24 protein-coding genes are annotated in these 22,881 nt (G+C 60.6%); 8 read left to right on the top strand and 16 right to left on the bottom strand.

Annotated elements, in window-relative coordinates:
* Positions 1-21: 21 nt before the first annotated feature.
* From ACP7EE_RS04375 to dadA, 5 genes are all read right to left on the bottom strand, one after another.
* The gene (locus ACP7EE_RS04375) at positions 22-435 is read right to left on the bottom strand and encodes a c-type cytochrome (RefSeq protein WP_426206530.1); all 414 of its coding nucleotides are present in this window, start codon (positions 433-435) and stop codon (positions 22-24) included.
* Between the two features lie 182 nt (positions 436-617).
* Positions 618-1,166 carry a cupin domain-containing protein gene (locus ACP7EE_RS04370; RefSeq protein WP_226500797.1) on the bottom strand — a complete coding sequence of 183 codons (549 nt, stop codon included), beginning with the start codon at positions 1,164-1,166 and terminating at the stop codon, positions 618-620.
* Between the two features lie 88 nt (positions 1,167-1,254).
* Positions 1,255-2,328, bottom strand: a complete 1,074-nt coding sequence (gene alr, locus ACP7EE_RS04365) for an alanine racemase (RefSeq protein WP_426233726.1) — start codon at positions 2,326-2,328, stop codon at positions 1,255-1,257.
* Positions 2,329-2,423: 95 nt separating this feature from the next.
* Positions 2,424-2,777 carry a RidA family protein gene (locus tag ACP7EE_RS04360; protein ID WP_426206482.1) on the bottom strand — a complete coding sequence of 118 codons (354 nt, stop codon included), beginning with the start codon at positions 2,775-2,777 and terminating at the stop codon, positions 2,424-2,426.
* Positions 2,749-4,053 carry a D-amino acid dehydrogenase gene (dadA, locus tag ACP7EE_RS04355; protein WP_420649233.1) on the bottom strand — a complete coding sequence of 435 codons (1,305 nt, stop codon included), beginning with the start codon at positions 4,051-4,053 and terminating at the stop codon, positions 2,749-2,751. Before dadA ends, ACP7EE_RS04360 begins: the two co-directional genes overlap by 29 nt.
* A gap of 164 nt (positions 4,054-4,217) precedes the next feature.
* Between dadA and ACP7EE_RS04350 the strand changes: the two genes are divergently transcribed.
* Positions 4,218-4,706, top strand: a complete 489-nt coding sequence (locus ACP7EE_RS04350) for an Lrp/AsnC ligand binding domain-containing protein (protein WP_010465173.1) — start codon at positions 4,218-4,220, stop codon at positions 4,704-4,706.
* A gap of 159 nt (positions 4,707-4,865) precedes the next feature.
* Here ACP7EE_RS04350 and ACP7EE_RS04345 read toward each other — a convergent pair whose 3' ends face one another.
* Positions 4,866-5,219, bottom strand: a complete 354-nt coding sequence (locus tag ACP7EE_RS04345; RefSeq protein ID WP_420649234.1) for a YkgJ family cysteine cluster protein — start codon at positions 5,217-5,219, stop codon at positions 4,866-4,868.
* A gap of 149 nt (positions 5,220-5,368) precedes the next feature.
* Between ACP7EE_RS04345 and ACP7EE_RS04340 the strand changes: the two genes are divergently transcribed.
* The gene (locus ACP7EE_RS04340; RefSeq protein ID WP_426233724.1) at positions 5,369-6,679 is read left to right on the top strand and encodes an NAD(P)/FAD-dependent oxidoreductase; all 1,311 of its coding nucleotides are present in this window, start codon (positions 5,369-5,371) and stop codon (positions 6,677-6,679) included.
* Between the two features lie 142 nt (positions 6,680-6,821).
* On the opposite strand, the gene ACP7EE_RS04335 is transcribed toward ACP7EE_RS04340, so the two are convergent.
* The gene (locus ACP7EE_RS04335; RefSeq protein ID WP_420649236.1) at positions 6,822-7,067 is read right to left on the bottom strand and encodes a DUF1127 domain-containing protein; all 246 of its coding nucleotides are present in this window, start codon (positions 7,065-7,067) and stop codon (positions 6,822-6,824) included.
* A 179-nt stretch (positions 7,068-7,246) separates the two neighbouring features.
* On the opposite strand from ACP7EE_RS04335, the gene ACP7EE_RS04330 reads away from it, so the two are divergent.
* The gene (locus ACP7EE_RS04330) at positions 7,247-8,671 is read left to right on the top strand and encodes a PLP-dependent aminotransferase family protein (RefSeq protein ID WP_426233722.1); all 1,425 of its coding nucleotides are present in this window, start codon (positions 7,247-7,249) and stop codon (positions 8,669-8,671) included.
* A gap of 6 nt (positions 8,672-8,677) precedes the next feature.
* Here ACP7EE_RS04330 and ACP7EE_RS04325 read toward each other — a convergent pair whose 3' ends face one another.
* The 4 genes from ACP7EE_RS04325 to ACP7EE_RS04310 form a co-directional block, all read right to left on the bottom strand.
* Entirely contained in the window at positions 8,678-9,214 is a 537-nt protein-coding gene (locus ACP7EE_RS04325; protein WP_426233720.1) for a hypothetical protein, read from the bottom strand.
* 14 nt (positions 9,215-9,228) lie between these two features.
* On the bottom strand, positions 9,229-11,673 hold the full coding sequence (locus ACP7EE_RS04320; protein WP_426233718.1) for a fimbria/pilus outer membrane usher protein: 2,445 nt from the start codon (positions 11,671-11,673) through the stop codon (positions 9,229-9,231).
* The gene (locus ACP7EE_RS04315; RefSeq protein WP_420649240.1) at positions 11,673-12,380 is read right to left on the bottom strand and encodes a fimbria/pilus chaperone family protein; all 708 of its coding nucleotides are present in this window, start codon (positions 12,378-12,380) and stop codon (positions 11,673-11,675) included. The genes ACP7EE_RS04320 and ACP7EE_RS04315 overlap by 1 nt, the downstream gene beginning before the upstream one ends.
* A 162-nt stretch (positions 12,381-12,542) precedes the next feature.
* Positions 12,543-13,202, bottom strand: coding sequence for a DUF1120 domain-containing protein (locus ACP7EE_RS04310; RefSeq protein WP_426233716.1), 660 nt, complete (start codon positions 13,200-13,202; stop codon positions 12,543-12,545).
* Positions 13,203-13,546: 344 nt separating this feature from the next.
* Between ACP7EE_RS04310 and ACP7EE_RS04305 the strand changes: the two genes are divergently transcribed.
* Positions 13,547-15,121 (top strand): phospholipase D family protein, encoded by a 1,575-nt coding sequence (locus ACP7EE_RS04305; protein WP_426233714.1) that lies wholly within the window; start codon positions 13,547-13,549, stop codon positions 15,119-15,121.
* Between the two features lie 111 nt (positions 15,122-15,232).
* Here ACP7EE_RS04305 and ACP7EE_RS04300 read toward each other — a convergent pair whose 3' ends face one another.
* A complete protein-coding gene (locus tag ACP7EE_RS04300) occupies positions 15,233-16,378 on the bottom strand; it encodes an MFS transporter (protein WP_426206490.1) in 1,146 nt (381 codons plus the stop codon).
* A 261-nt stretch (positions 16,379-16,639) separates the two neighbouring features.
* Positions 16,640-18,133 carry an aldehyde dehydrogenase gene (locus tag ACP7EE_RS04295; RefSeq protein WP_426233712.1) on the bottom strand — a complete coding sequence of 498 codons (1,494 nt, stop codon included), beginning with the start codon at positions 18,131-18,133 and terminating at the stop codon, positions 16,640-16,642.
* Between the two features lie 240 nt (positions 18,134-18,373).
* Between ACP7EE_RS04295 and ACP7EE_RS04290 the strand changes: the two genes are divergently transcribed.
* From ACP7EE_RS04290 to ACP7EE_RS04280, 3 genes are all read left to right on the top strand, one after another.
* Positions 18,374-18,736 carry a cupin domain-containing protein gene (locus ACP7EE_RS04290; protein WP_426233710.1) on the top strand — a complete coding sequence of 121 codons (363 nt, stop codon included), beginning with the start codon at positions 18,374-18,376 and terminating at the stop codon, positions 18,734-18,736.
* Between the two features lie 159 nt (positions 18,737-18,895).
* On the top strand, positions 18,896-19,105 hold the full coding sequence (locus ACP7EE_RS04285) for an I78 family peptidase inhibitor (protein WP_420649246.1): 210 nt from the start codon (positions 18,896-18,898) through the stop codon (positions 19,103-19,105).
* Positions 19,106-19,218: 113 nt separating this feature from the next.
* Positions 19,219-19,527, top strand: a complete 309-nt coding sequence (locus ACP7EE_RS04280) for a hypothetical protein (RefSeq protein WP_420649247.1) — start codon at positions 19,219-19,221, stop codon at positions 19,525-19,527.
* A 108-nt stretch (positions 19,528-19,635) separates the two neighbouring features.
* On the opposite strand, the gene rpmG is transcribed toward ACP7EE_RS04280, so the two are convergent.
* Positions 19,636-19,791, bottom strand: a complete 156-nt coding sequence (gene rpmG / locus ACP7EE_RS04275) for a 50S ribosomal protein L33 (protein WP_016772554.1) — start codon at positions 19,789-19,791, stop codon at positions 19,636-19,638.
* An 11-nt stretch (positions 19,792-19,802) separates the two neighbouring features.
* Positions 19,803-20,036 carry a 50S ribosomal protein L28 gene (gene rpmB / locus ACP7EE_RS04270; RefSeq protein ID WP_007920377.1) on the bottom strand — a complete coding sequence of 78 codons (234 nt, stop codon included), beginning with the start codon at positions 20,034-20,036 and terminating at the stop codon, positions 19,803-19,805.
* 447 nt (positions 20,037-20,483) lie between these two features.
* Between rpmB and ACP7EE_RS04265 the strand changes: the two genes are divergently transcribed.
* Positions 20,484-22,070 (top strand): ABC transporter substrate-binding protein, encoded by a 1,587-nt coding sequence (locus tag ACP7EE_RS04265; RefSeq protein ID WP_426206492.1) that lies wholly within the window; start codon positions 20,484-20,486, stop codon positions 22,068-22,070.
* A gap of 130 nt (positions 22,071-22,200) precedes the next feature.
* Here the strand turns inward: ACP7EE_RS04265 and radC are convergent, their stop codons facing one another.
* Complete coding sequence (radC, locus tag ACP7EE_RS04260; RefSeq protein WP_426233708.1) at positions 22,201-22,875, bottom strand: RadC family protein; 675 nt, start codon at positions 22,873-22,875, stop codon at positions 22,201-22,203.
* Positions 22,876-22,881: the final 6 nt, after the last annotated feature.

Here is a 22,881-nt window from a genome sequence, read left to right as displayed (position 1 = left end):
TTTTTTCATCAGAAGAGCGCCTTACTTCAGGTTGGACATCTTCTCGATCGCGCCTTTCAGATCGGCGTCGGAGCAATCAGCACAGGTGCCTTTCGGCGGCATGGCGTTGATGCCGGTGATGGCCTTGGCGAGGATGCCGTCGAGGCCGCCCTGCTTGTCGGCACGTTCTTTCCAGGCGGCCGTGTCACCGATTTTCGGTGCACCCAACAGGCCGGAGCCGTGGCAAGCGTTGCAATGTTTGGCAATGATCGAGTCAGGCGTCTTGGCATCACCGCCGCCGGCACTCACAGCCACTTCCATGCCCTTGCATTCCTGACCCTGAACACACACCTGGCCGACTGGCTCGAGGCGTTTGGCAATATCGTCGTTCGTCGCAGCTTGAGCGCTGGCAGCCCAGAGGGCCAGTACGGTTGCTGGTACGGCCAGCATTTTCATAATTAGATTCACGCGTTCACCCTCAATGGTGGCTATTCACGCCTGCGGCCACGGTTCGCAGGCGGGCGCAAGTATAGCGGTTAGCCCGCCACACTGAAACAACCCCATGGTTAAAGGGGTCTTGTTGCGAATCGGTAAAACGTTGCGGGTGCCTTCGCCGTAATGGCCTGGCGCCTCTTTGCTTAAAAATTCGCCGGCGTGGCTGCGCTGATTAGTCGCGCCGGTGCATCGAACGGATTGCGGAAACGATGCGGCTTGGTACTTTCAAAGTAGTAGCTGTCGCCGGCTTCGAGGATAAAAGTTTCAAGGCCCACCACCAGTTCCAGTCGGCCTTCGACCAGAATCCCGGTTTCCTCGCCTTCGTGGGTGAGCATTTCTTCGCCGGTGTCGGCGCCCGGCGGGTAGATTTCATTGAGGAACGCGATGGCGCGGCTCGGGTGCGCGCGGCCGACCAGTTTCATGGTCACGGCGCCGTCCGAGATGTCGATCAGCTCATTGGCCTTGTAGACGATCTGGGTCGGGATTTCCTGCAGGATTTCTTCGGAAAAGAACTCGACCATGGACATGGGAATCCCGCCCAGAACTTTCCTCAGCGAACTGATCGAAGGGCTGACGCTGTTCTTTTCGATCATCGAAATGGTGCTGTTGGTGACGCCCGCGCGTTTGGCGAGTTCACGCTGGGAAAGCCCTTTGAGCTTGCGAATCGATTGCAGTCGTTCACCGACGTCCAATGTGGGAGCCTCCAGATGTTGTAGAAGTATTGAGCGTTATCATGGCGACAGCGTTCAGTATTTACAACACTTGACCCCCGCTTGGGCGTCAACCCTCGGAATAGAGCCTTGGCACCCGGCGCAGGTTACAGAAGATCTGATACGGAATGGTGCCCGCACACTTCGCCACTTCACTGGCGAGGATATTCTTGCCCCATAACTCGACCGTTGAACCGAGGTCCGCTTCCGGCACATCGGTGAGGTCGATGCAGAGCATGTCCATCGACACACGACCGAGCAATCGGCTGCGTTTGCCCGCCACCAGCACCGGGGTGCCGGTCGGTGCCTGACGCGGATATCCGTCGGCATACCCCATAGCCACCACGCCAATGCGCATCGGCTTGTCGGTGATGAAATGTGCGCCGTAGCCGATCGGCTCGCCCGCCGGCAGTTCGCGCACGCTGATGACTTTCGATTCGAGGGTCATTACCGGCAGCAGACGCCCGGCCACGGTGTGGGCTTCTTCGAACGGTGTGGCGCCGTAGAGCATGATGCCCGGACGCACCCAGTCGCTGTGGATCTGCGGCCAGCCCAATACGGCCGGCGAGTTGCGCAGACTGACTTCGGCAGCCAAACCCTGGCGCGCGGCCTCGAACACTGCGACCTGATCGGCGCTGCTCTGCTGGTGCAGTTCATCAGCGCGGGCAAAGTGGCTCATCAAGACAATTTTCGAAACCTTGCCGCTGGCCAGCAGACGCTGATAAGCCGCCGGATAATCTTTCGGATGCAGGCCAACGCGGTGCATGCCCGAATCAAGTTTCAGCCACACGGTAATCGGCTTGCTAAGTGCGGCTTGTTCGATCGCTTCGAGCTGCCACAGCGAATGCACCACGCACCAGAAATCATGCTCGACGATCAGCGCCAGCTCATCGGCTTCGAAAAAGCCTTCAAGCAGCAGGATAGGTGCGCGAATCCCGGCGGCTCGCAGCTCCAGCGCTTCTTCGATGCACGCCACTGCAAAACCATCGGCCTCGCCTTCCAGCGCCTGGGCGCAACGCACCGCGCCATGGCCGTAGGCATCCGCCTTGATCACCGCGAGGGCCTTGGCCTTGGTGAGTTCACGGGCGATCTGGTAGTTGTGACGCAGGGCTTGAAGGTCGATCAGGGCACGAGCAGGACGCATGGCGGCAGACTTCTAGGCGGTCATGGGAATAAAAACCGGCGCTGGCTGACGACGTGAACCGCCAACAGCACCGGGAGAGGGATCTTTACAGCGGGTTACGGCAACGCAGCGACAATCGAGATCTCAACCAGGATGCTCGGCTTGGCCATCTTCGCTTCGACGGTAGCGCGGGCCGGGGCGGCGCCTTTGGGCAGCCACTGATCCCACACCGAGTTCATCCCCGCGAAATGCGCCGCGATGTCGTTGAGGTAGATGGTCGCCGACAGCAAGTGCTGTTTGTCGGTGCCGGCCAGATCGAGCAAGCGCTCGATATTGGCCAGTACTTCGCGAGTCTGCTGTTCAATTCCGGCGTCGAAGTCATCGCCGACCTGCCCGGACAGATACACCGTAGCGTTGTGGCTGACGATCTGACTCATGCGCTCATTGGTGAGCTGGCGCTGGATTGCCATGTTTTGCGGACTCCTGAGGTTTATTGCCGTAACGAGAAATATCGAGGCCGGCGGCGCTGATCTGCGGCGTTTTCTTCGCCATCAGGTCTGCCAGCAATCGGCCGGAACCGCAGGCCATGGTCCAGCCGAGGGTGCCGTGACCGGTGTTGAGGAACAGATTGCTGAACGGGGTCGCGCCGACGATCGGCGTACCGTCCGGCGTGGTCGGACGCAGGCCGGTCCAGAAGCTCGCTTCGGCCAGATTGCCGCCCTGAGGATAAAGGTCGTTGACGATCATCTCCAGGGTTTCGCGGCGGCGCGGATTCAGCGACAGGTCAAAACCGGCGATCTCGGCCATGCCGCCAACGCGGATGCGGTTGTCGAAACGGGTGATCGCGACCTTGTAGGTCTCGTCGAGGATGGTCGACGTCGGGGCCATCGCCGGGTTGGTGATCGGCACCGTCAGCGAGTAACCCTTCAATGGATAAACCGGGGCCTTGATGCCCAGCGGCTTGAGCAGTTGCGGCGAGTAGCTGCCGAGCGCCAACACGTAGCGGTCGGCGGTTTCCAGCTTGCCGTCGATCCACACACCGTTGATGCGATCACCGGCGAAGTCGAGGCGCTGGATGTCCTGACCGAAGCGGAATTCGACACCGAGATTGACTGCCATTTCGGCGAGTCGTGTGGTGAAGATCTGGCAGTCGCCGGTCTGATCGTTCGGCAGACGCAGGGCGCCAGCGAGGATATCGGTAACGCCTGCCAGCGCCGGCTCGACCCGGGCAATGCCGGCGCGGTCGAGGACTTCAAACGGTACGCCAGACTCTTTGAGTACGGCGATGTCTTTGGCCGCGCCATCCAACTGCGCCTGCGTGCGGAACAATTGCGTGGTGCCGAGGCTGCGGCCTTCGTAGGCGATGCCGGTTTCAGCGCGCAACTCGTCGAGGCAGTCGCGGCTGTACTCGGACAGACGCACCATGCGCTCTTTGTTCACTGCGTAACGATTGGCGGTGCAATTGCGCAGCATCTGCGCCATCCACAGGTATTGGTCGATGTCGGCGGTGGCCTTGATCGCCAGCGGCGCGTGACGTTGCAGCAGCCACTTGATGGCCTTGAGCGGTACGCCCGGCGCGGCCCACGGCGAGGCATAACCCGGCGAGACCTGGCCGGCGTTGGCGAAACTGGTCTCCATGGCCGCGGCAGGCTGGCGGTCGACCACCACCACTTCAAATCCGGCACGGGCCAGATAGTAAGCACTGGCGGTACCGATGACGCCGCTACCCAAGACCATAACGCGCATTTTTGTATCCCTCATCGCGGCGTGCCGCGCATGTCTGTTGGCTCTGTAGTCAGAGCAATGATGCGCGCAGTGTAAAAAAGAATGGCCAGTGCTTTTCACTGTATAAGCGCCTATATTTGGCGACAATTCTCGGCAAAAACCCTTTTCACGGAGGCGCATCCCCTATGCGTACCAACACTCAGACCAAACGTGAGCTGGACAAGATCGATCGCAACATCTTGCGCATCTTGCAGGCCGACGGGCGGATTTCCTTTACCGAACTGGGTGAAAAGGTCGGCCTCTCCACCACACCTTGCACCGAGCGCGTGCGGCGGCTGGAGCGCGAGGGGATCATCATGGGCTACAACGCCCGGCTGAATCCGCAGCACTTGAAGGGTAGTCTGTTGGTGTTTGTCGAGATCAGCCTCGACTACAAATCCGGCGACACTTTCGAAGAGTTCCGACGCGCGGTGCTGAAACTCCCGCACGTGCTGGAATGCCATCTGGTGTCAGGGGATTTCGACTATCTGGTGAAGGCGCGGATTTCCGAGATGGCCTCGTACCGCAAACTGCTCGGCGACATCCTGCTCAAGCTGCCGCATGTGCGCGAATCCAAGAGCTACATCGTGATGGAAGAAGTCAAAGAAAGCCTATGTCTGCCGATCCCGGATTGAGATTTGCTGGGCCTGACCCGGCCCTATCGCTGGCAAGTCGAATCGTCGCACCGCAGCTCCCACAGTGATTGCTGGCGGTCACAAAAATATGTGTCCACCACGATCCTGTGGGAGCTGGCTTGCCAGCGATGGCGTCGACTCGGCCCAAAGCAAAATCCGCTAAACCAAAACCTGCCGATTCTCCGCCATGTACTCGAAAATCTGCTTCTCGACACGCGGATGAATCAACTCCACCGGCCCGCGCCCATTCGGGCACGGCAGGGTTTTGGTGGTGCCGAACAACCGGCAGATCAGCGGCCGCTCGCCATACACCGTGCAGCCATTCGGCCCCAGATGCACACAGTTCAATTCTTCCATCGCCGCATCCTGCTCGGCGCGGGTCTTGCGCGGCAAACGCGCCATTTCTTCCGGCGACGTGGTAACCGGCCCGCAGCAGTCGTGGCAGCCCGGCACGCAGTCGAACGAAGGAATTTGCTGACGCAGGGTGCGGATTGTCTCGCTGTTGCAGCTCATCGACGCGGTAACCAACGTGAAATAGGCGGCAATTGTGCCGCAAAACCCCCGATCCAGACAGCAACGCCCGACCAGTGTTGCCCACCTTCGGGCCTGCGGCTTATGCTCCGTCAAATTTTCTCGACACCCCCCGCCTCAGGATGACGCCCATGACTGCCCGCGCCCACAGCACCGCGAGCCAACCGCACGTTGCCTCTTATTACGCCGCCAGCAGCCTGCCGCAGCCTGATCATCCGGTGCTGCAAGGCGAGCTGATCGCGGACGTGTGCGTGGTCGGCGGCGGCTTTTCCGGGTTGAACACTGCGCTGGAACTGGCTGAACGCGGCTTGAGCGTGGTGCTGCTCGAAGCGCACAAGATCGGCTGGGGCGCCAGCGGGCGCAATGGCGGGCAGTTGATTCGCGGGGTCGGCCACGGCCTCGATCAGTTCGCCAACGTGATCGGTGCCGACGGCGTGCGCGAGATGAAACTCATGGGCCTGGAAGCCGTGGAAATCGTCCGCCAGCGCGTCGAGCAATTTCAGATTCCCTGCGACCTGACTTGGGGCTATTGCGACCTCGCCAACAAACCGCGTGACCTGGAAGGTTTTGCCGAGGACGCCGAAGAACTGCGCAGCCTCGGCTACCGCCACGAAACCCGCCTGCTGCAAGCCGATGAAATGCACACCGTAGTCGGCTCCAAACGCTACATCGGCGGTTTGATCGACATGGGTTCGGGGCATTTGCATCCGCTCAACCTGGCACTGGGCGAAGCCGCCGCCGCGCAGCATCTGGGCGTGAAGCTGTTCGAACAGTCGGCTGTCACGCGCATCGATTACGGCCCTGAAGTGCGGGTGCACACAGCGCAGGGCTCGGTGCGCGCGAAGACTCTGGTGCTGGGCTGCAACGCTTATTTGAACAACCTCAATCCGCAACTCAGCGGCAAAGTGCTGCCCGCCGGCAGCTACATCATCGCCACCGAACCGCTGAGCGAACAACAGGCCCACGAACTGCTGCCGCAGAACATGGCGGTGTGCGATCAACGGGTCGCGCTGGATTACTACCGGCTCTCGGCGGATCGGCGTTTGCTGTTCGGTGGCGCCTGCCATTATTCGGGGCGCGATCCGCAGGACATCGGCGCGTACATGCAGCCGAAAATGCTCGAAGTGTTCCCGCAACTGGCCGGGGTGAAGATCGATTTTCAGTGGGGCGGGATGATCGGCATCGGCGCCAATCGGTTGCCGCAGATTGGTCGGCTCGCGGATCAGCCGAATGTGTATTACGCACAAGCCTATTCAGGCCATGGAGTGAATGCCACGCACCTGGCCGGCAAGTTGCTCGCCGAGGCGATCAGCGGGCAGCACAGCGGCGGGTTCGATCTGTTCGCCAAAGTGCCGCACATCACCTTCCCCGGCGGCAAACATCTGCGCTCGCCGTTGCTGGCGCTGGGGATGTTGTGGCATCGCCTGAAAGAGTTGGTCTGATAGTTTTTCGGCGCCCTTGAAATCGCTATCGCTGGCAAGCCAGCTCCCACAGTGATCTCGGATGCTCACAACATTTGTGTTCACCATGAAACCTGTGGGAGCTGGCTTGCCAGCGATGAGGCCCATGTAAGCAATACAGACCTCAGATCCGCCAGAACGGCTTCAAGCCCTCCTCCTGCGCCTGCTCCCGCGTCAGCCCGATATCCTCGAGCTGATCCGCCGTCAGACTCAATAACGCCTTGCGCGTGTGCAGACGATGCCAGAACAGTCCCCAGCGACTCAGGCCGGACGGCGCGTTGCGCAGGGCTGTATTCCATGCACTGTCCTCCTGCCCTGCCACCAGTTCCTGACTGTGTAACGTCAGCCGCACATCGCTCAAACCGTTCATTTTTGTCGCTCCTGTTTACTTGGGTAGCCAGAGATTCCATGATGCGCGGGTCGGCAAAAGCATTACAGATTCAACACAACTGTATTAACTCCATACAGATTTGCTGGTTCTGCCGCTGAATTGTCGATTTTTGCTGCATCTGTACTGGTTTAACGAATCATCTGCATCGAGGCAGTGTCATGACTCTTTATGTGAACCTCGCCGGATTACTCGGCACGCGCATCGAACAAGGTTTCTACCGCCCTGGCGATCGCTTGCCATCGGTGCGCGCCTTGAGCGTAGAACATGGAGTCAGTCTGAGCACGGTGCAGCAGGCTTATCGCATGCTCGAAGACAGCGGACTGGCGACGCCGAAACCCAAGTCCGGCTACTTCGTGCCGGTCGGTCGCGAGCTGCCTGAGCTGCCCGCGGTCGGGCGTCCGGCGCAGCGGCCGGTGGAGATTTCGCAGTGGGATCAGGTGCTTGAACTGATTCGCGCCGTGCCGCGCAAAGACGTTGTGCAACTCGGTCGCGGCATGCCCGACATCAGTTCACCCACCATGAAGCCGCTGTTGCGTGGTCTCGCCCGAATCAGCCGCCGGCAGGACATGCCCGGCCTGTATTACGACAACATCCATGGCACCCTCGAACTGCGCGAACAGATCGCGCGGCTGATGCTCGATTCCGGCTGTCAGTTGAGCGCCAGCGATCTGGTGGTGACCACCGGTTGCCATGAAGCACTGTCCACCAGCATCCACGCGATCTGCGAGCCGGGCGACATTGTGGCGGTGGATTCGCCGAGCTTTCACGGCGCCATGCAGACCCTCAAGGGCTTGGGCATGAAAGCGCTGGAGATCCCCACCGACCCGCTCACCGGCATCAGCCTCGAAGCACTGGAACTGGCGCTGGAGCAATGGCCGATCAAGGTTATCCAGCTCACGCCCAACTGCAACAACCCCCTCGGCTACATCATGCCCGAGGCGCGCAAACGCGCGCTGCTCAACCTCGCGCAGAAGTTTGACGTGGCGATCATCGAAGACGATGTGTATGGCGAACTGGCCTACACCTACCCGCGTCCGCGCACGATCAAATCTTTCGACGAAGACGGTCGGGTGTTGCTGTGCAGTTCATTTTCCAAAACCCTGGCGCCGGGGCTGCGCATCGGTTGGGTCGCACCGGGGCGGTATCTGGAACGAGTGCTGCACATGAAATACATCAGCACCGGTTCCACCGCGCCGCAGCCACAGATCGCTATCGCCGAATTTCTCAAGGCCGGACACTTCGAGCCACATCTGCGGCGGATGCGCATGCAATACCAGCGCAATCGTGACGCGATGATTGACTGGGTGACGCGCTATTTCCCGGCTGGGACGCGCGCCAGCCGTCCGCAAGGCAGCTTCATGCTGTGGGTCGAACTGCCGGAAGGTTTCGATACGCTGAAACTGAATCGGGCGTTGCACGATCAAGGCGTACAGATTGCCGTCGGCAGCATTTTTTCCGCCTCGGGCAAGTACCGCAATTGCCTGCGCATGAACTACGCGGCCAAGCCGACACCGCAGATTGAAGACGCGGTGCGCAAGGTAGGCGCAGCGGCGATCAGACTGCTGGCTGACAGTCACAGCTGACCCGGCTCAGCGCAGGCGAAACCCCAGGTCAGCCTCGAAACGGGTCAGGTCACTGACTCGGCTGGCCACTGTCGGGATACGCGCCTCCAGCTCCAGCTCGACTTCCAGACTTTGGCCTTCGATTGCTGTTCCGGCGAGCGCAGGTGTCAGCCGCGAACCCGGACGCAAAACGTCGCTATCCAGCCCTTCTCCCTCGCTCAGCCACTGCACCGGCTTGCCGTCCATGCGCAGCGCCAGCACACGCACCCGCAGCGTACCGGCGCCGAAGCGATATTGCGCGGCATCGGCCGCCGGCCCGACCAGTTCCATGCGCAACGGGCCGGGCCGTTCACACTGAACAGTGACCTGCGCCCGACGCAAACCAAAGCTCAATACATTCGCCGAAGTCGACTGCGCCAGCAACTGCCCGCGGGTGGTCGAGCCAAAATCGATGGTGGCAGGGCCGAGTCTGATGGTGCAATCGGGGTTCGCCTGCGCCTGCTCCATGAACATCGGCAGGCATAGCAATATCCCGCCCAGAGCCGCTGCTTTCAATCTGTGCATGCTGTTTTCCTTGTTCAGACAGTCCGGCAGATGGCCTGCGCGGTTTCATACAGTGCGTCGAGATCACGCTCCTCGCTCATGGAGAACTCGAGACGACAGCGTTGTCCCTCCGGTAGCAGGACATGCAATTCGAGACCCGGCTGAACGTCAGGCAGAAAAATCCGCCCGGCCGCCAGCACGCTGGTGACGTATTCCCCTTGACCGTCGAACACACCGAACCCCTTGCCCAAAAACACCTCATCCACCGTGCGCGCCTGCAACAGCAGGCGCCGCGTCGTCACTATCTCGAACGCCAGACGTGACACCGCGTTGCGTCCGGCCTCGACTTCTTGATAAGCGTTGTGCACATCGACGTTGCGTCCAAGGCTGGCGGTGTCGAGTTCCACCCGGCCCTTGCTGTAGGCCGGCAGGCTCGCTGCCACTGCATGGCCTGCGTAGTCGGTCCAGACCGGGCCGCGCGGGGTGTTGAGCTTGATCCCGGCGCTGTCGCCGGCCTTGAGCAAGGCAAAGGTATCGCGCAGCGGATAAGGTGAGAGGGTCACGCCGTCAGCATGCACCAGCGCCCCGCCGCGCAAGCCGACGTCATAGGTCTGATCGCCGGCGCCGCTGCGCGAATAGCCCATGTCGAGCTGGCTGTAACGCGGCAGCAGGTTGAGCCGCCCGTTGTAGTCGAGGGTGCCGTGATCCGGGCGCTCGGCGCCGACGCTGTAGGCCAGGGTATCGCTGAGTTGCTCGTTGAAGCGCAGACCGCTGCGCGTGCCGCTGACCTGATCATTGCGCACATAGCCGCGCAATGACTGGCGCGGCCCCAACGGCAGACTGACGCTCAGATACGCCGCCGTGCCGCGCGCATCATCCGCATCACCTCCAACATCGCGTTCCACAGTCAGCGACACATTGGCCCGCCGGATGCTCTGCGACCAGGCCAGCGCGACGCGTGAAGAGGCCGTCCCGTCAAACATCGAGAACCGTGAATAGCTGCCGGATAAACTGCCAAGGGTCGGACTGCTGCTACTGAGATTCGCCGACAGTTGATTGCGCACGCGCTGGAACGGCTGGTCGTTGCGCGCATCCCAAGTGGTGTCCGACAGCGTACGAAAATCCTGAGTCTGTTGAGTCAGCGCGAGACTGGCTGACAGTCCTTCGGTGAGCAGACCGTTGACGGTCCATTGCAACTGCGTACCGGACAGTGCCTGGTCCTGCGCCCGGGAAATCACTTGGCGGCCACCCAGTATCAGGCGATCACCGACCGCCCCTTGCATCGCCCAGCCCAACGACTGATAGCCGCTGCCAAGCATCGCTCCGCCGGTGGTCTGCCAGCGCGGGCCAAGTTGCCAATCCTTGCTGGCCGCGACAAACGACGGCGCATCCCGCTCGTCCCCGGCATAACGCCGCACCTGCCCGGCGGCCAATCCATAGCCTGCCGCCCGGCCCGGCAGCGCCCCGCGCAGCTGCGTAGCCGGCACAATGAACCGCCGCTGCTGGCCGTCCTCTTCGTGCACCGTGACTTCCAGATCGACGTTTTGACTCAGCAGCGGCAAACCCACCAGCGTGAACGGGCCGCTGGGCACTACGGTGGTGTAGATCAGCGCACCATTCTGCGTCACCTCGATCCGCGCTGCGGAATAGGCGATGCCCTCAACCCGGGCACCGGCGCTGTCCTCGCCGAACTCCATCAGTGCCAGTTCCGGCTGCACCTGAAAACCGTTGAAGGCCTCGCCGGCAAACAGCGGCGAAAGCATATTCAACTGGCCCAATTGCAGATTGGCCTGATAGCGCTCGAAGGTATGCGATGCGTAGGCGTACAGATGCTCGACCCGGCCCTGCCCGCCGGACTCGCTGTACGCCTGACGACTGCGAAAAGCCCAGTCCGCCGCATTCAGGCCGACTTCGGCGTTGAGGCTGCGGTACTGCGAGGATTGCCCGGCATAGCGGCTGCCGAGCATCAACGCGTCGTAATTGAACAGTCCCGCCGTGCCGCCATTGACGAAGTTGCGCCGCGCCGGGCTATCAGGCAGCAATACATCGGTCGGCACCAGCAGTTCGACGTGTTCGCGCGACGGATCGGCTTGCACCACGGCATCCGGGAAGCGTTGAGCGAACAGCTCGCATGCAGGTCCGGGGACGGGCGCAACAGGCTGCGGATTTCTGATGCCGCCACGCTCCAGCAAAGAGGGCGCAAAACACAATTCACCCTCGGCATCGAAGGTCACCTGCAAGCGCCCTTTGGGTGCGCCGTTGACCGATAGTGTTACTGCTTGTTCGCCCTCGCGAAAGCGCGACGCCCGGCTGAAATAGTCGGCCACACGCGGATCCAGCCCGCGCGACTTGAGCACGTCCTGATTGAACTGCACCATCAGCAGGGGGGCGCGCGTTTCGCTCGAAGCGGCATGACTCGGCGTCCACCCACCGCCGAGCGCGAGCAGCAGCCAAGTGGTGCAGTGGCAGCGCCGGTTCATCAGTCCATCACCAACGGTGCATCGTAGTGCTCAATGGCGAAACCGTAAGTGGTCACTGGAAACAGCCGCACCTGCGTCATTTCCTGGCCCGGCGTGACCGCCCCACTCAATGTCAGTGTTTCGCCGGGCAACACGTAAGTGCGCCCCAGATCCATCTCCTGCCGCCCCGGCAGCACGTTCACCGCGTGGCCCAGCCGTACGACATACGGGCTGGGATTGCGCACCTGCACCTCGGCGCCCTGGCGCGACCAGAGCAGATGCTTCCATGGCTCACGGTCGACCGGCAGATTGGCCGGGCGCAGGATCGCCGGGATGTTCTGGCGCACACTGAAATTCACCTGCGCCTTGCCCGATGAATCCTGCGGCGCAATACCCTCGAACACGACCCGTTTCAGGCGCTCGGTTTTCAACGGCTCGGCACTGCGCAAAATAAAACGCACACGCTGGGTGGCACCGGGCTCGACCCGGGTAACCGGTGGCGTCAGCAACAACAGTGGCTCGGTGTCCTGTGGCACGTCTTCGATAGACGTGTGCAACAGCGCTGGATGCGCTTCGCTGTTGAACACATTGATCCCGGCCTCACCGACCGCTTCATCCAGTACCACGACCGGTGTTTCAGGAACCATTCCGGCCGCCTGGATCGGGCCTGGCACCCATAAGGCAACCAGCAGCACACTGGTGATGGCGTTGCGCACAAAGGTGTTCATGTCGTTGTCCACAGGCGAGCGCGCAGCCGGCATTGATGCCGGGCCACGGGCCAGCCAGATGTGTTGATTGGAAATGACAGGCCGCGCACGCAGCCGCAGCCTGTCGACGTCACCGCAAAGAGTGTCTGGCGCAGCCGACGCAAAACGTCGACGCGCGCCCCGTCAGAGGTAAAGCAGCTCGAAGGTCGCCGAACCGTTGAGGGCAATCGCAGAGGTGATCGGCAGATTCGATGCCGGGCCAATGACCGGCACCAGCGTCATGGGAAAGATGTGCACCACCCCGGCAAGCGGCCCGGCAGACACGCTGCGACCCCACGAATAACGCAGATTGCCTTCATAGTTTTTACCCACCAGCGTGGCAGGCGCCGGCACGTCCCAATTGGTATCGGTGCCTTGCTTGTACATCACGATTGAAGTTTGCCCATCGACCGTCGGCGTACCGAATCGCAGGCCATAACCGCCGATCTTGGTCCCGCCGACCTCGCCGATCCCGTAGATGTACAGGGCCCAGTCAGTACCGTCGACGACGATGCCCGGCAGTTGGGTATGCGACTGATTGTCATGCACCTTGATCGCCATCGGCGCGGACGCCGAGCAACTGACGCTCAAGGTGACATTGTGGTTGGCCAGTTCGGTCTGGCGGTCGCGGTTCAGCGATGCGGCAGAAATATCGCCCAGATGCACCGTGTTGCCGCCGGTAAAGCCCGGGGTACACGAGGTCGGGATGATAGTGCCGGTGATGCTCAGATCTGCACCGTCGGCCATGACCAGTACCGGTGACAGGGCGGTTGCCACAGCAATTGCACGAAAGGTTTTGCGCATGAAATTTCTCACTCCATAAGAACCGAAAGATGACGGCCAGCTGCGCGTCTTCTGCTGAAAAACAGGAAAAGTCCTGCCTCGGAATCAGCGCGGCCATTATTCCAATTGCTTCGTGGATGTGATGTAAGGCAGGTTCTTGATCGACGCTGGAAAAATCGCTGCATGGCGTAGCTGATGTGAGCCGGAAAATTCTTCAATTTGTTTAAGAACTCTCGCCCCGCCGACAGTCATAAGCTACACGCCGCTCTACCGCGCGGGTCGGATTGACTGATCAGTGAGTTGGGTAGCACGCCAGCAACGCCGTGCCATACTTCCGGCCTCGGCCACACGCGGAATGATCCGACTTGAGCTCCAGACACTCCCTACCGTTTGCACTGCTGCTCGTCCTGCTGCTTGGCGGATGCGCCTCGCTGAGCGCACCTCGCCAGCCGAGCCAGGCGCTGCCGGCGGACGGCTCGGCGTTCGGCCGTTCGATTCAGGCTCAGGCTGCGCCGTACAAGGGTCAGTCAGGCTTTCGCCTGCTGTCGAACAGCACCGAAGCGTTCACCGCCCGCGCCGAACTGATCCGTAACGCGCAAAGCAGCCTCGATTTGCAGTACTACATCGTGCATGACGGCGTCAGTACGCGGATGCTCGTTGAAGAATTGTTGAAAGCCGCCGACCGTGGCGTGCGCGTTCGCATCCTGCTGGATGACACCACCAGCGACGGTCTCGAGCAGATCATTGCCACGCTGGCCGCGCATCCACAGATCCAGATTCGCCTGTTCAACCCGCTGCATCTTGGGCGCAGCACCGGTGTCACCCGCGCGGCCGGGCGGCTGTTCAACCTGTCGCTGCAACACCGGCGCATGCACAACAAACTCTGGTTGGCGGACAACAGCGTGGCCATCGTCGGCGGACGCAATCTGGGTGACGAGTACTTCGATGCCGAGCCAAACCTGAATTTCACCGACATCGACATGCTCAGCGTCGGGCCAGTGGCGGAACAGCTCGGCCACAGCTTCGATCAGTACTGGAACAGCGCACTGAGCAAGCCGATCGAACAATTCCTCTCCAGCAAACCGTCGGTCAGGGATCTGCAAAACACCCGCACCCGGCTGGAAGAATCCCTCGAAGAAACCCGTAAACAGAATCACGCGCTGTATCAGCAGTTGATGAAGTACCGCACCGATCCGCGCATGGATGTCTGGCGCCGTGAGCTGATCTGGGCCTGGAATCAGGCGCTGTGGGATGCGCCGAGCAAGGTGCTGTCAAAAGGCGAGCCGGATGCGCAGTTGCTGTTGACCACGCAACTGGCGCCGGAACTGCGCGGCGTGAGCAAAGAGCTGATCATGATTTCCGCCTACTTCGTGCCGGGCCAGCCGGGGCTGGTGTACTTGACTGGGCGTGCCGATGCCGGGGTCTCGGTGAAGCTGCTGACCAACGCGCTCGAAGCCACCGACGTGCCGGCAGTACACGGCGGTTACGCGCCTTATCGCAAGGCACTGCTGGAGCACGGGGTAAAACTCTACGAACTGCGCCGCCAGCCCGGCGACGGCGGCGGCAGCGGCAGCGGGCCGCATGTGTTTTACAGCAAGTCGTTTCGCGGCTCTGATTCCAGTTTGCACAGCAAGGCGATGATCTTCGACAGGCAGAAATCGTTCATCGGCTCATTCAATTTCGACCCGCGCTCGGTGCTGTGGAATACCGAAGTCGGGGTGCTGGTGGACAGCCCGGAACTGGCGGCGCATGTGCGTGAACTGGCGATGCAGGGCATGGCGCCGGCACTCAGCTATGAAGCGAAATTGCAGGACGGCAACATCGTCTGGGTCACCGAGGACGACGGCAAACTGCACACACTGACCAAGGAGCCTGGGAGTTGGTGGCGACGCTTCAATGCGTGGTTCAGCACCCACGTCGGACTTGAGCGGATGCTGTAGTAAAGCGCTTTTATGGCGAGGGAGCTTGCTCCCGCCGGGCTGCGCAGCGGCCCCATAATTCTGTGAGCGCTGCGCACTCAAGCGGGAGCAAGCTCCCTCGCCACAAAGATCTCAGGCAGGCTCAGCCACTGTGCCGAACGCGCCTTGGCGCATCAGCAGAATCACCAGCCCGAATGCCCCCGCCGCCATCAACAACGGCAGCGCATGCCCGCTGATCCACTGACTACCCGCCCCCGCCGCCAGCGGCCCGACCAGACAACCGACACCCCATAACTGGGCAATGTGCGCATTGGCCCGCACCAGCGCATCGTCGCGATAACGCTCGCCGATCAGAATCAGCGACAAGGTAAACAAACCACCCGCGCTGGCACCAAACAGTACCCACAGCGGCCAGATCAGCAAGGTATCGATCAGCAGCGGAATCGCCAGACTCGACAGCATCAAGATCACTGCGCAGCCGGTGAACAAGGTGCGCCGCGACAGCCGATCCGCCAGCGCACCAATCGGCAATTGCAGCAGCGCATCACCGACCACCACCGTGCTGACCATCGCCAATGCGATCTCTGCGGTGAAGCCCTGGCGCAGGCAATACACCGGCAGCAGCGTCAAGATCATCGCCTCAAACGCGGCGAACAGCGACACCGCCCAGGCAATCGCCGGCAGCTCACGACTGAAGCGCCACAAATCGCTGAATGTGACACTGCTGGCCTCGCTGCTCGGCGCCCCGCTACGGCCCAACAGCAGAAGCGGCGAAGCGATCAGCAGAATGACGCCGACCCAGAAACCGTAATCGTGATCTGTGCCCAACGCGCCCAACAGCAACGGGCCGGACAGTTGGCTCAGCGCATAACTGCTGCCATACAGCGCCACCAGCCGCCCGCGCCAATGCTCGACCACCAGTTGATTGATCCAGCTCTCGCCGAGGATGAACACGATGGTCAGGATCACCCCGATCATCAGCCGCAGCAGCAGCCAGACCGGATAGCTCGGCAACAGCGCCAGCAGACCGATCGACAACGCGCCGGCCCACAAGCACAAGCGCATCAGATTGGCCGTACCGAAACGCGCCGCCAGATGACTGGAGATCTTCGCCCCAAGCAACACGCCAATTGCCGGCATCGCCGCCATCACGCCAATCGCGAACGAACCATAACCCCAGCTCTCCAGACGCAACGACACCAGCGGCATACTGACACCAAGCGCCAGGCCGACACTCAAGACAGACGCCAACACGGCGAAATACGTCGCCCAACGCATGGCCCACGCTCCTGTGGATATTCTTATCTGCAACACAAAACCAATGTGGGAGCGAGCCCTCATGGCGAGGGGATTTATCCCCGTTGGGCCGCGTAGCGGCCCCAAAACCTGCAACCGCGACGTATCAGGTACATCGCGCGCAATGATTTTGCGACTGCTTCGCAGCCGAACGGGGATAAATCCCCTCACCACAAAAACTCACTCCCACGGGAGATCTCTGTAACGTTGGGAGCATGATTGAATCAGGCCCCCATCAGCGGTTTACAGCTTGATCCACGTAGCCTTCAGTTCGGTGTACTTGTCGAACGCATGCAGCGACTTGTCGCGACCGTTGCCCGACTGCTTGAAGCCACCGAACGGTGCCGTCATGTCGCCGCCATCGTACTGGTTGACCCAAACGCTGCCGGCACGCAGTGCCTTGGCGGTCAGGTGCGCCTTGGAGATGTCCTGAGTCCACACCGCTGCCGCCAGACCGTACGGCGTGTCGTTGGCGATCTGGATCGCTTCTTCGGCGGTGTCGAACGTGAGGACCGACAACACCGGGCCGAAGATTTCTTCCTGAGCAATTTTCATCGCGTTGCTCACGCCGTCGAAAATCGTCGGCTCAACGTACGTGCCACCAGTTTCCTGAAGAATGCGCTTGCCGCCCGCCACCAGTTTGGCGCCGTCGGTGTGGCCGGATTCGATGTACGACAGCACCGTGTTCATCTGCTGGGTATCCACCAGCGCACCGACGTTGGTCGCCGGATCCAGCGGATTGCCCGGTTTCCAGGTTTTCAGCGCCTCGATCACCATCGGCAGGAATTTGTCCTTGATCGAACGCTCGACCAGCAGACGTGACCCGGCGGTGCACACTTCGCCCTGGTTGAAGGCGATGGCGCTGGCGGCGGATTCAGCGGCGGCTTGCAGATCCGGCGCGTCGGCGAACACGATATTCGGGCTCTTGCCACCGGCCTCCAGCCACACGCGCTTCATGTTCGATTCGCCGGAATAGATCATCAGCTGCTTGGCGATCTTGGTCGAACCGGTGAACACCAGCGTGTCGACGTCATTGTGCAAAGCCAAGGCTTTGCCGACGGTGTGGCCGTAGCCCGGCAGCACGTTGAGCACGCCCTTTGGAATCCCGGCTTCGACCGCCAGCGCTGCAATACGGATAGCAGTCAGCGGCGATTTTTCCGACGGCTTGAGGATCACCGAGTTACCGGTCGACAGCGCCGGGCCGAGTTTCCAGCAGGCCATCATCAGCGGGAAGTTCCACGGCACGATGGCAGCGACTACGCCAACCGGCTCGCGGGTCACCAGACCCAACTGATCGTGCGGAGTGGCGGCGACTTCGTCGTAGATCTTGTCGATCGCTTCACCGCTCCAGCTCAGCGCTTGCGCCGCACCTGGAATATCGATGTGCAGCGAATCGCTGATCGGCTTGCCCATGTCGAGAGTTTCGAGCAGGGCCAGTTCTTCGGCGTGCTGCTTGAGCAGGCCGGCGAAGCGGATCATGGTGGCTTTGCGTTTGGCAGGCGCCAGACGCGACCAGGCACCGGAATTGAACGTGGCGCGAGCATTTTCCACGGCGCGCTGGGCATCGGCGGCGTCACAGCTGGCAATCTTGCCCAGCAGACGGCCATCGACCGGGCTGATGCACTCGAAGGTCTCGCCGGAGACGGCATCGGTGTACTCGCCATTGAGATAAGCGCGGCCTTCGATTTTCAGGTCGCGGGCGCGTTGTTCCCAATCGGCACGAGTCAGGGTGGTCATTTCGAGTGTCCTCCGCTTGTTGAATACGAGCGCCGCGCGATCTTCGCCAGCGTCCTCAAAAATTCTGCCCGGCCAGCCGTTCTTTCGGCCAGAGGCATCCGCCACCCTAAACCAGCGGCCGGGGTTGTTTCAATATATTTGACATAAAGTCGCCATATGACCTTGCAGTGTTGATTTTAATCAACATAGACTTTGGCCCTTTCCAGCCAATCGCGCCGTATTTACGGGGGGATAACAACAATGAACATCCAGAACGTCGTCGACATCAGCCTGACCATGGACCAGGCCGAACGCTATCGCCCGGACCCGGCCAAAGTGCTCAAGGGCGATCCCGAGCAAGCCGTGTTCAATCAATACGACAGCCCGTGCGGGCAGATGGGCGCCGGCGTGTGGGAAGGCGCCATCGGCCAATGGCTGGTGAACTACACCGAGCACGAATACTGCGAAATCCTTCAGGGCGTTTCGGTGCTGCGTGACAGCGATGGCAATGCCAAGACCTTGCGTGTTGGCGACCGATTTGTGATTCCCGCAGGGTTTCGTGGCACTTGGGAAGTGCTTGAGGCGTGCCGCAAGGTTTATGTGATCTTCGAACAGAAGGCCTGATCTGACACAGCCAGTGACGACCTGAGTAAGACGTGTGCGGTGCTTCTGAGTGAAACTTCGCGACGGCGCTCATACACCGGAAAAATTCCTACCGACACGGACGTTTCGGCAGCATTGACCGGCGAGCGCCTCAATCCGAATAGAACGCAAGGAGGCACCATGCCTGATTTCTGCAACATCAACGCCGCGCAATTTGCTGTCGGCCAAGTCGCCACCCCTGAAACCCTGAGCGCCATTCGCGACGCTGCGGGGGTGCAAAAGCATCGACTGGAGCGGCCGGAGGATATGTTCAATCTCTTGCCCAAACCGGATCGCATCCGGGTACTGGTCAACGCACGCGACGAGATCATCGAACTGATCTGCGGTTGATTGCCAATCCCACAAGTCATCCATATGTACCGCACTCGGCAACAGGCCGTTCGGTACCGTTTCATCACGCCTCAAGGAAACGAGGCGCTTTAACCATCAAACAAGGAAATAACATGACCAGAATGAATTCTCTAAAGGGCGCAGCCCTGACCGCCCTGCTGGCAATCAGCTTCGCAGCCGTCGAAGCCTCGGCCTCCGACAATGCAGCTCGACCAAGCCAGTGCGATGGCAACTTCGCATACAACCCCCTCGTAGAGACCGCAGTTACCCCACAGCTTCTGGAAGAGCTACGCGAGATGTCGGGGGCAGCAACCGTACGCCATGAAAAAACCGGGGAGATTTATACCCAGGAATACCGCAGCGATCGCCTCCGTGTGTTCAGCGCGAAAGGAAACGTCTACAGCCACGTCCAGTGCGGCTGATCCACTGACCTGCCGCTGCTGAGCAGGTGACCGATTCCGGCTCAACAGGCCACAAAAAAGGCCCGTATCGTGAGATACGGGCCTTTTTCGTAAGTCCGGAAAAATCAATTACTTGATTTTGCCTTCCTTGTACATCACGTGCTTGCGAACAACCGGATCATATTTCTTGATCTCGATTTTGTCCGGGGTAGTACGCTTGTTCTTGTCGGTAGTGTAGAAGTGACCAGTACCGGCGCTCGAGATCAAACGAATCAATTCACGCATGATTAGCTCCCTTAAATCTTGCCATCGCGGCGAAGTTCGGCGAGCACGACAGTGATGCCACGCTTGTCGATGATACGCATGCCTTTAGCAGATACGCGCAGACGCACAAAACGTTTCTCTTCTTCAACCCAGAAGCGGTGATGCTGCAGGTTCGGCAGGAAACGACGACGGGTTTTGTTGTTTGCGTGGGAAATGTTATTCCCAGTCACCGGACCCTTACCGGTAACTTGACATACTCTCGACATGCCTCAGCCCTCTAAAACCACATGCCCAACCCGGCATGGGTTGGCCGCTTAATCTCTCAGTCATTTGGCGCCAGGCGCCGCGTTTCTTCAGAGGTCTTACCGGCTTCACTTACAAGCGAAGGAACCGGGCCCCTAGAAAAGAGCGCTGCTTTATACCAGAAAGACCGCAGAGCAACAACTTTCCGTGTGCAATGAACCGCTAAAAAGCTGATCTTTCTGGCCGCAGGCGCCTCAGACAAAGGCTATCGGCAGCTTTTACCATTCGTCGAAGAAAATTCGCAAGAGCGCCGATTTCAGAATTTTCACTACGCAGCCCGCACCAGAACGCCAGTCACCCGACCCCAAAAAAGCAAAAAGGGGATAGTCATTTGCAATCGCGACCACTAGGGTAGGACTTTTCCAGACTGCACTTGCAGATGGGCCTTCGTTCTGTAAAGGATTCCCACCATGCGCCTCGCTGCCCTACCCCTGCTGCTTGCCCCGTTGTTGCTCAGCCCACTGGCCCAGGCTGCCGCCCTGAGCGTCTGCACCGAGGCCAGCCCTGAAGGGTTCGATGTGGTGCAGTACAACTCGCTGACCACCACCAACGCCTCGGCCGACGTGCTGATGAACCGCCTCGTGGATTTCGACACCGCCAGTGGCAAGGTCGTCCCGAGCCTCGCTGACAGTTGGGAAGTCAGCACTGACGGCCTGACCTACGTGTTCAAGCTGCACCCGCAGGTGAAATTTCACAGCACCGACTACTTCAAGCCGAGCCGCGAACTGAGCGCCGAAGACGTCAAGTTCAGCTTCGACCGCATGCTCGACCCGGCCAACCCGTGGCACAAAGTTGCGCAGAGCGGATTCCCGCATGCGCAATCGATGCAGTTGCCCGCGTTGATCAAGAAGATCGACGCACTCGATCCGCTGACCGTGCGCTTCACCCTCGACCACCCGGACTCGACCTTCCTCGCGACCCTGAGCATGGGTTTCGCCTCGATCTACTCCGCCGAATACGCCGACAAACTGTTGAAGGCCGGCGCGACCGACAAGCTCAACAGCCAGCCGATCGGCACCGGCCCGTTCGTCTTCACACGGTTCCAGAAAGACGCTGCAGTTCGCTACAAGGCCAACCCCGATTATTTCCGCGGCAAGCCTTCGGTCGACCCGCTGATTTTCGCCATCACTCCGGACGCCAACGTGCGCCTGCAAAAGCTCAAGCGTAACGAGTGCCAGATCGCGCTGTCGCCCAAGCCATTGGACGTGCAGGCAGCGCTGAAAGAACCGACGCTGAAAGTCGAAAAAACTGACGCGTTCATGACCGCTTTCGTCGGCATCAACAGCCAGCACCCGCCACTGGACAAGCCGGAAGTGCGTCAGGCGATCAACCTCGCCTTCGACAAGGCCAACTACCTCAAAGCCGTATTCGAAGACACCGCCGAAGCCGCCAACGGCCCTTACCCGCCGAACACCTGGAGCTACGCCAAAGGCCTGCCCGGTTATGCCCACGACGTGCAGAAAGCCAAGGCGCTGATGACCAAGGCGGGCTTGAAGGACGGTTTCCAGACCACCATCTGGACCCGTCCGTCAGGCAGCCTGCTGAACCCGAATCCGAGCCTCGGCGCGCAGATGTTGCAGTCGGATCTGGCAGAAATCGGCATTCAGGCGGAGATTCGCGTGATCGAATGGGGCGAGTTGATCCGCCGCGCCAAGGCTGGCGAGCATGACTTGCTGTTCATGGGCTGGGCCGGCGACAACGGCGATCCGGACAACTTCCTCACGCCGCAGTTTTCCTGCGCTGCGGTCAAGTCCGGCACCAACTTCGCGCGCTACTGCAACGCCGATCTGGACAAGCTGATCAGTGCCGGCAAGACCACCAGCGAACAAGGCGTGCGCACCAAGCTCTACGAGCAGGCACAGGCGCAGATTCAGCAACAGGCACTGTGGCTGCCGCTGGCGCACCCGACGGCGTCTGCGCTGACGCGCAAGGACGTGCAGGGTTACTCGGTGAGCCCGTTTGGGCGGCAGGACTATTCCAAGGTCAGTCTCAAATAGCCGCTACACAACAAAACCTGTGGGAGCTGGCTTGCCAGCGATAGCGGAGCTCCAGGCGACAATTGTGCTGAATTTGCCGCCATCATCGCTGGCAAGCCAGCTCCCACAGGGTTTTATAGTTCCTTGAGATTTACATCCAGCCACACTCCGCCATCGACAACGGCTCACCATCCCCGACGATGAAGTGATCGAGCACGCGCACGTCGATCAACTCCAGAGCCTTCTGCAAGCGCTTGGTCAGCAGCTTGTCCGCCTGACTGGGATCGCTGTTCCCCGACGGATGGTTGTGACAGAGGATCACCGCCGCCGCGTTGTTCGCCAGCGAACGCTTCACCACTTCCCGGGGATGCACGCTGGTGTTGTCGATCGAGCCGCGAAACAGCGCCTCGAAGGTCAGCACTTGATGTTTGGAATCCAGAAACAGACAGCCGAACACCTCGTGCGGCTCGTGGCGCAGCATGGCTTTCAGATAGTCCCTGACCGCCTGCGGATTCTCCAGCGCCGGTTTTCTGCGTGAGTGCTCGGCCAGATGCCGCCGGCTCATTTCTTGCGCAGCCTGCAGCTGTGCAAATTTCGCGGGACCAAGACCCAATTGTTTGCTGAACGCTTCCTGATCAGCCTCAAGCAGCAAACGCAGGCTGCCAAACTGATTCAACAGATGCCGCGCCAGATCCACTGCACTTTGCCCCGGCACACCAGTGCGCAGGAAAATCGCCAGCAGTTCAGCATCCGAAAGACTTGCCGCCCCATGTTCCAACAACCTTTCCCGCGGCCTTTCCGCCGCCGGCCAATCGCGAATACTCATACACAT

The organism is Pseudomonas sp. TWP3-2 (genome assembly GCF_049897765.1).
Taxonomy (GTDB): Bacteria; Pseudomonadota; Gammaproteobacteria; order Pseudomonadales; family Pseudomonadaceae; genus Aquipseudomonas.
The sequence above is the reverse complement of the archived record's forward strand: the minus strand, read 5'-3'. Positions and strand labels throughout refer to the sequence as shown.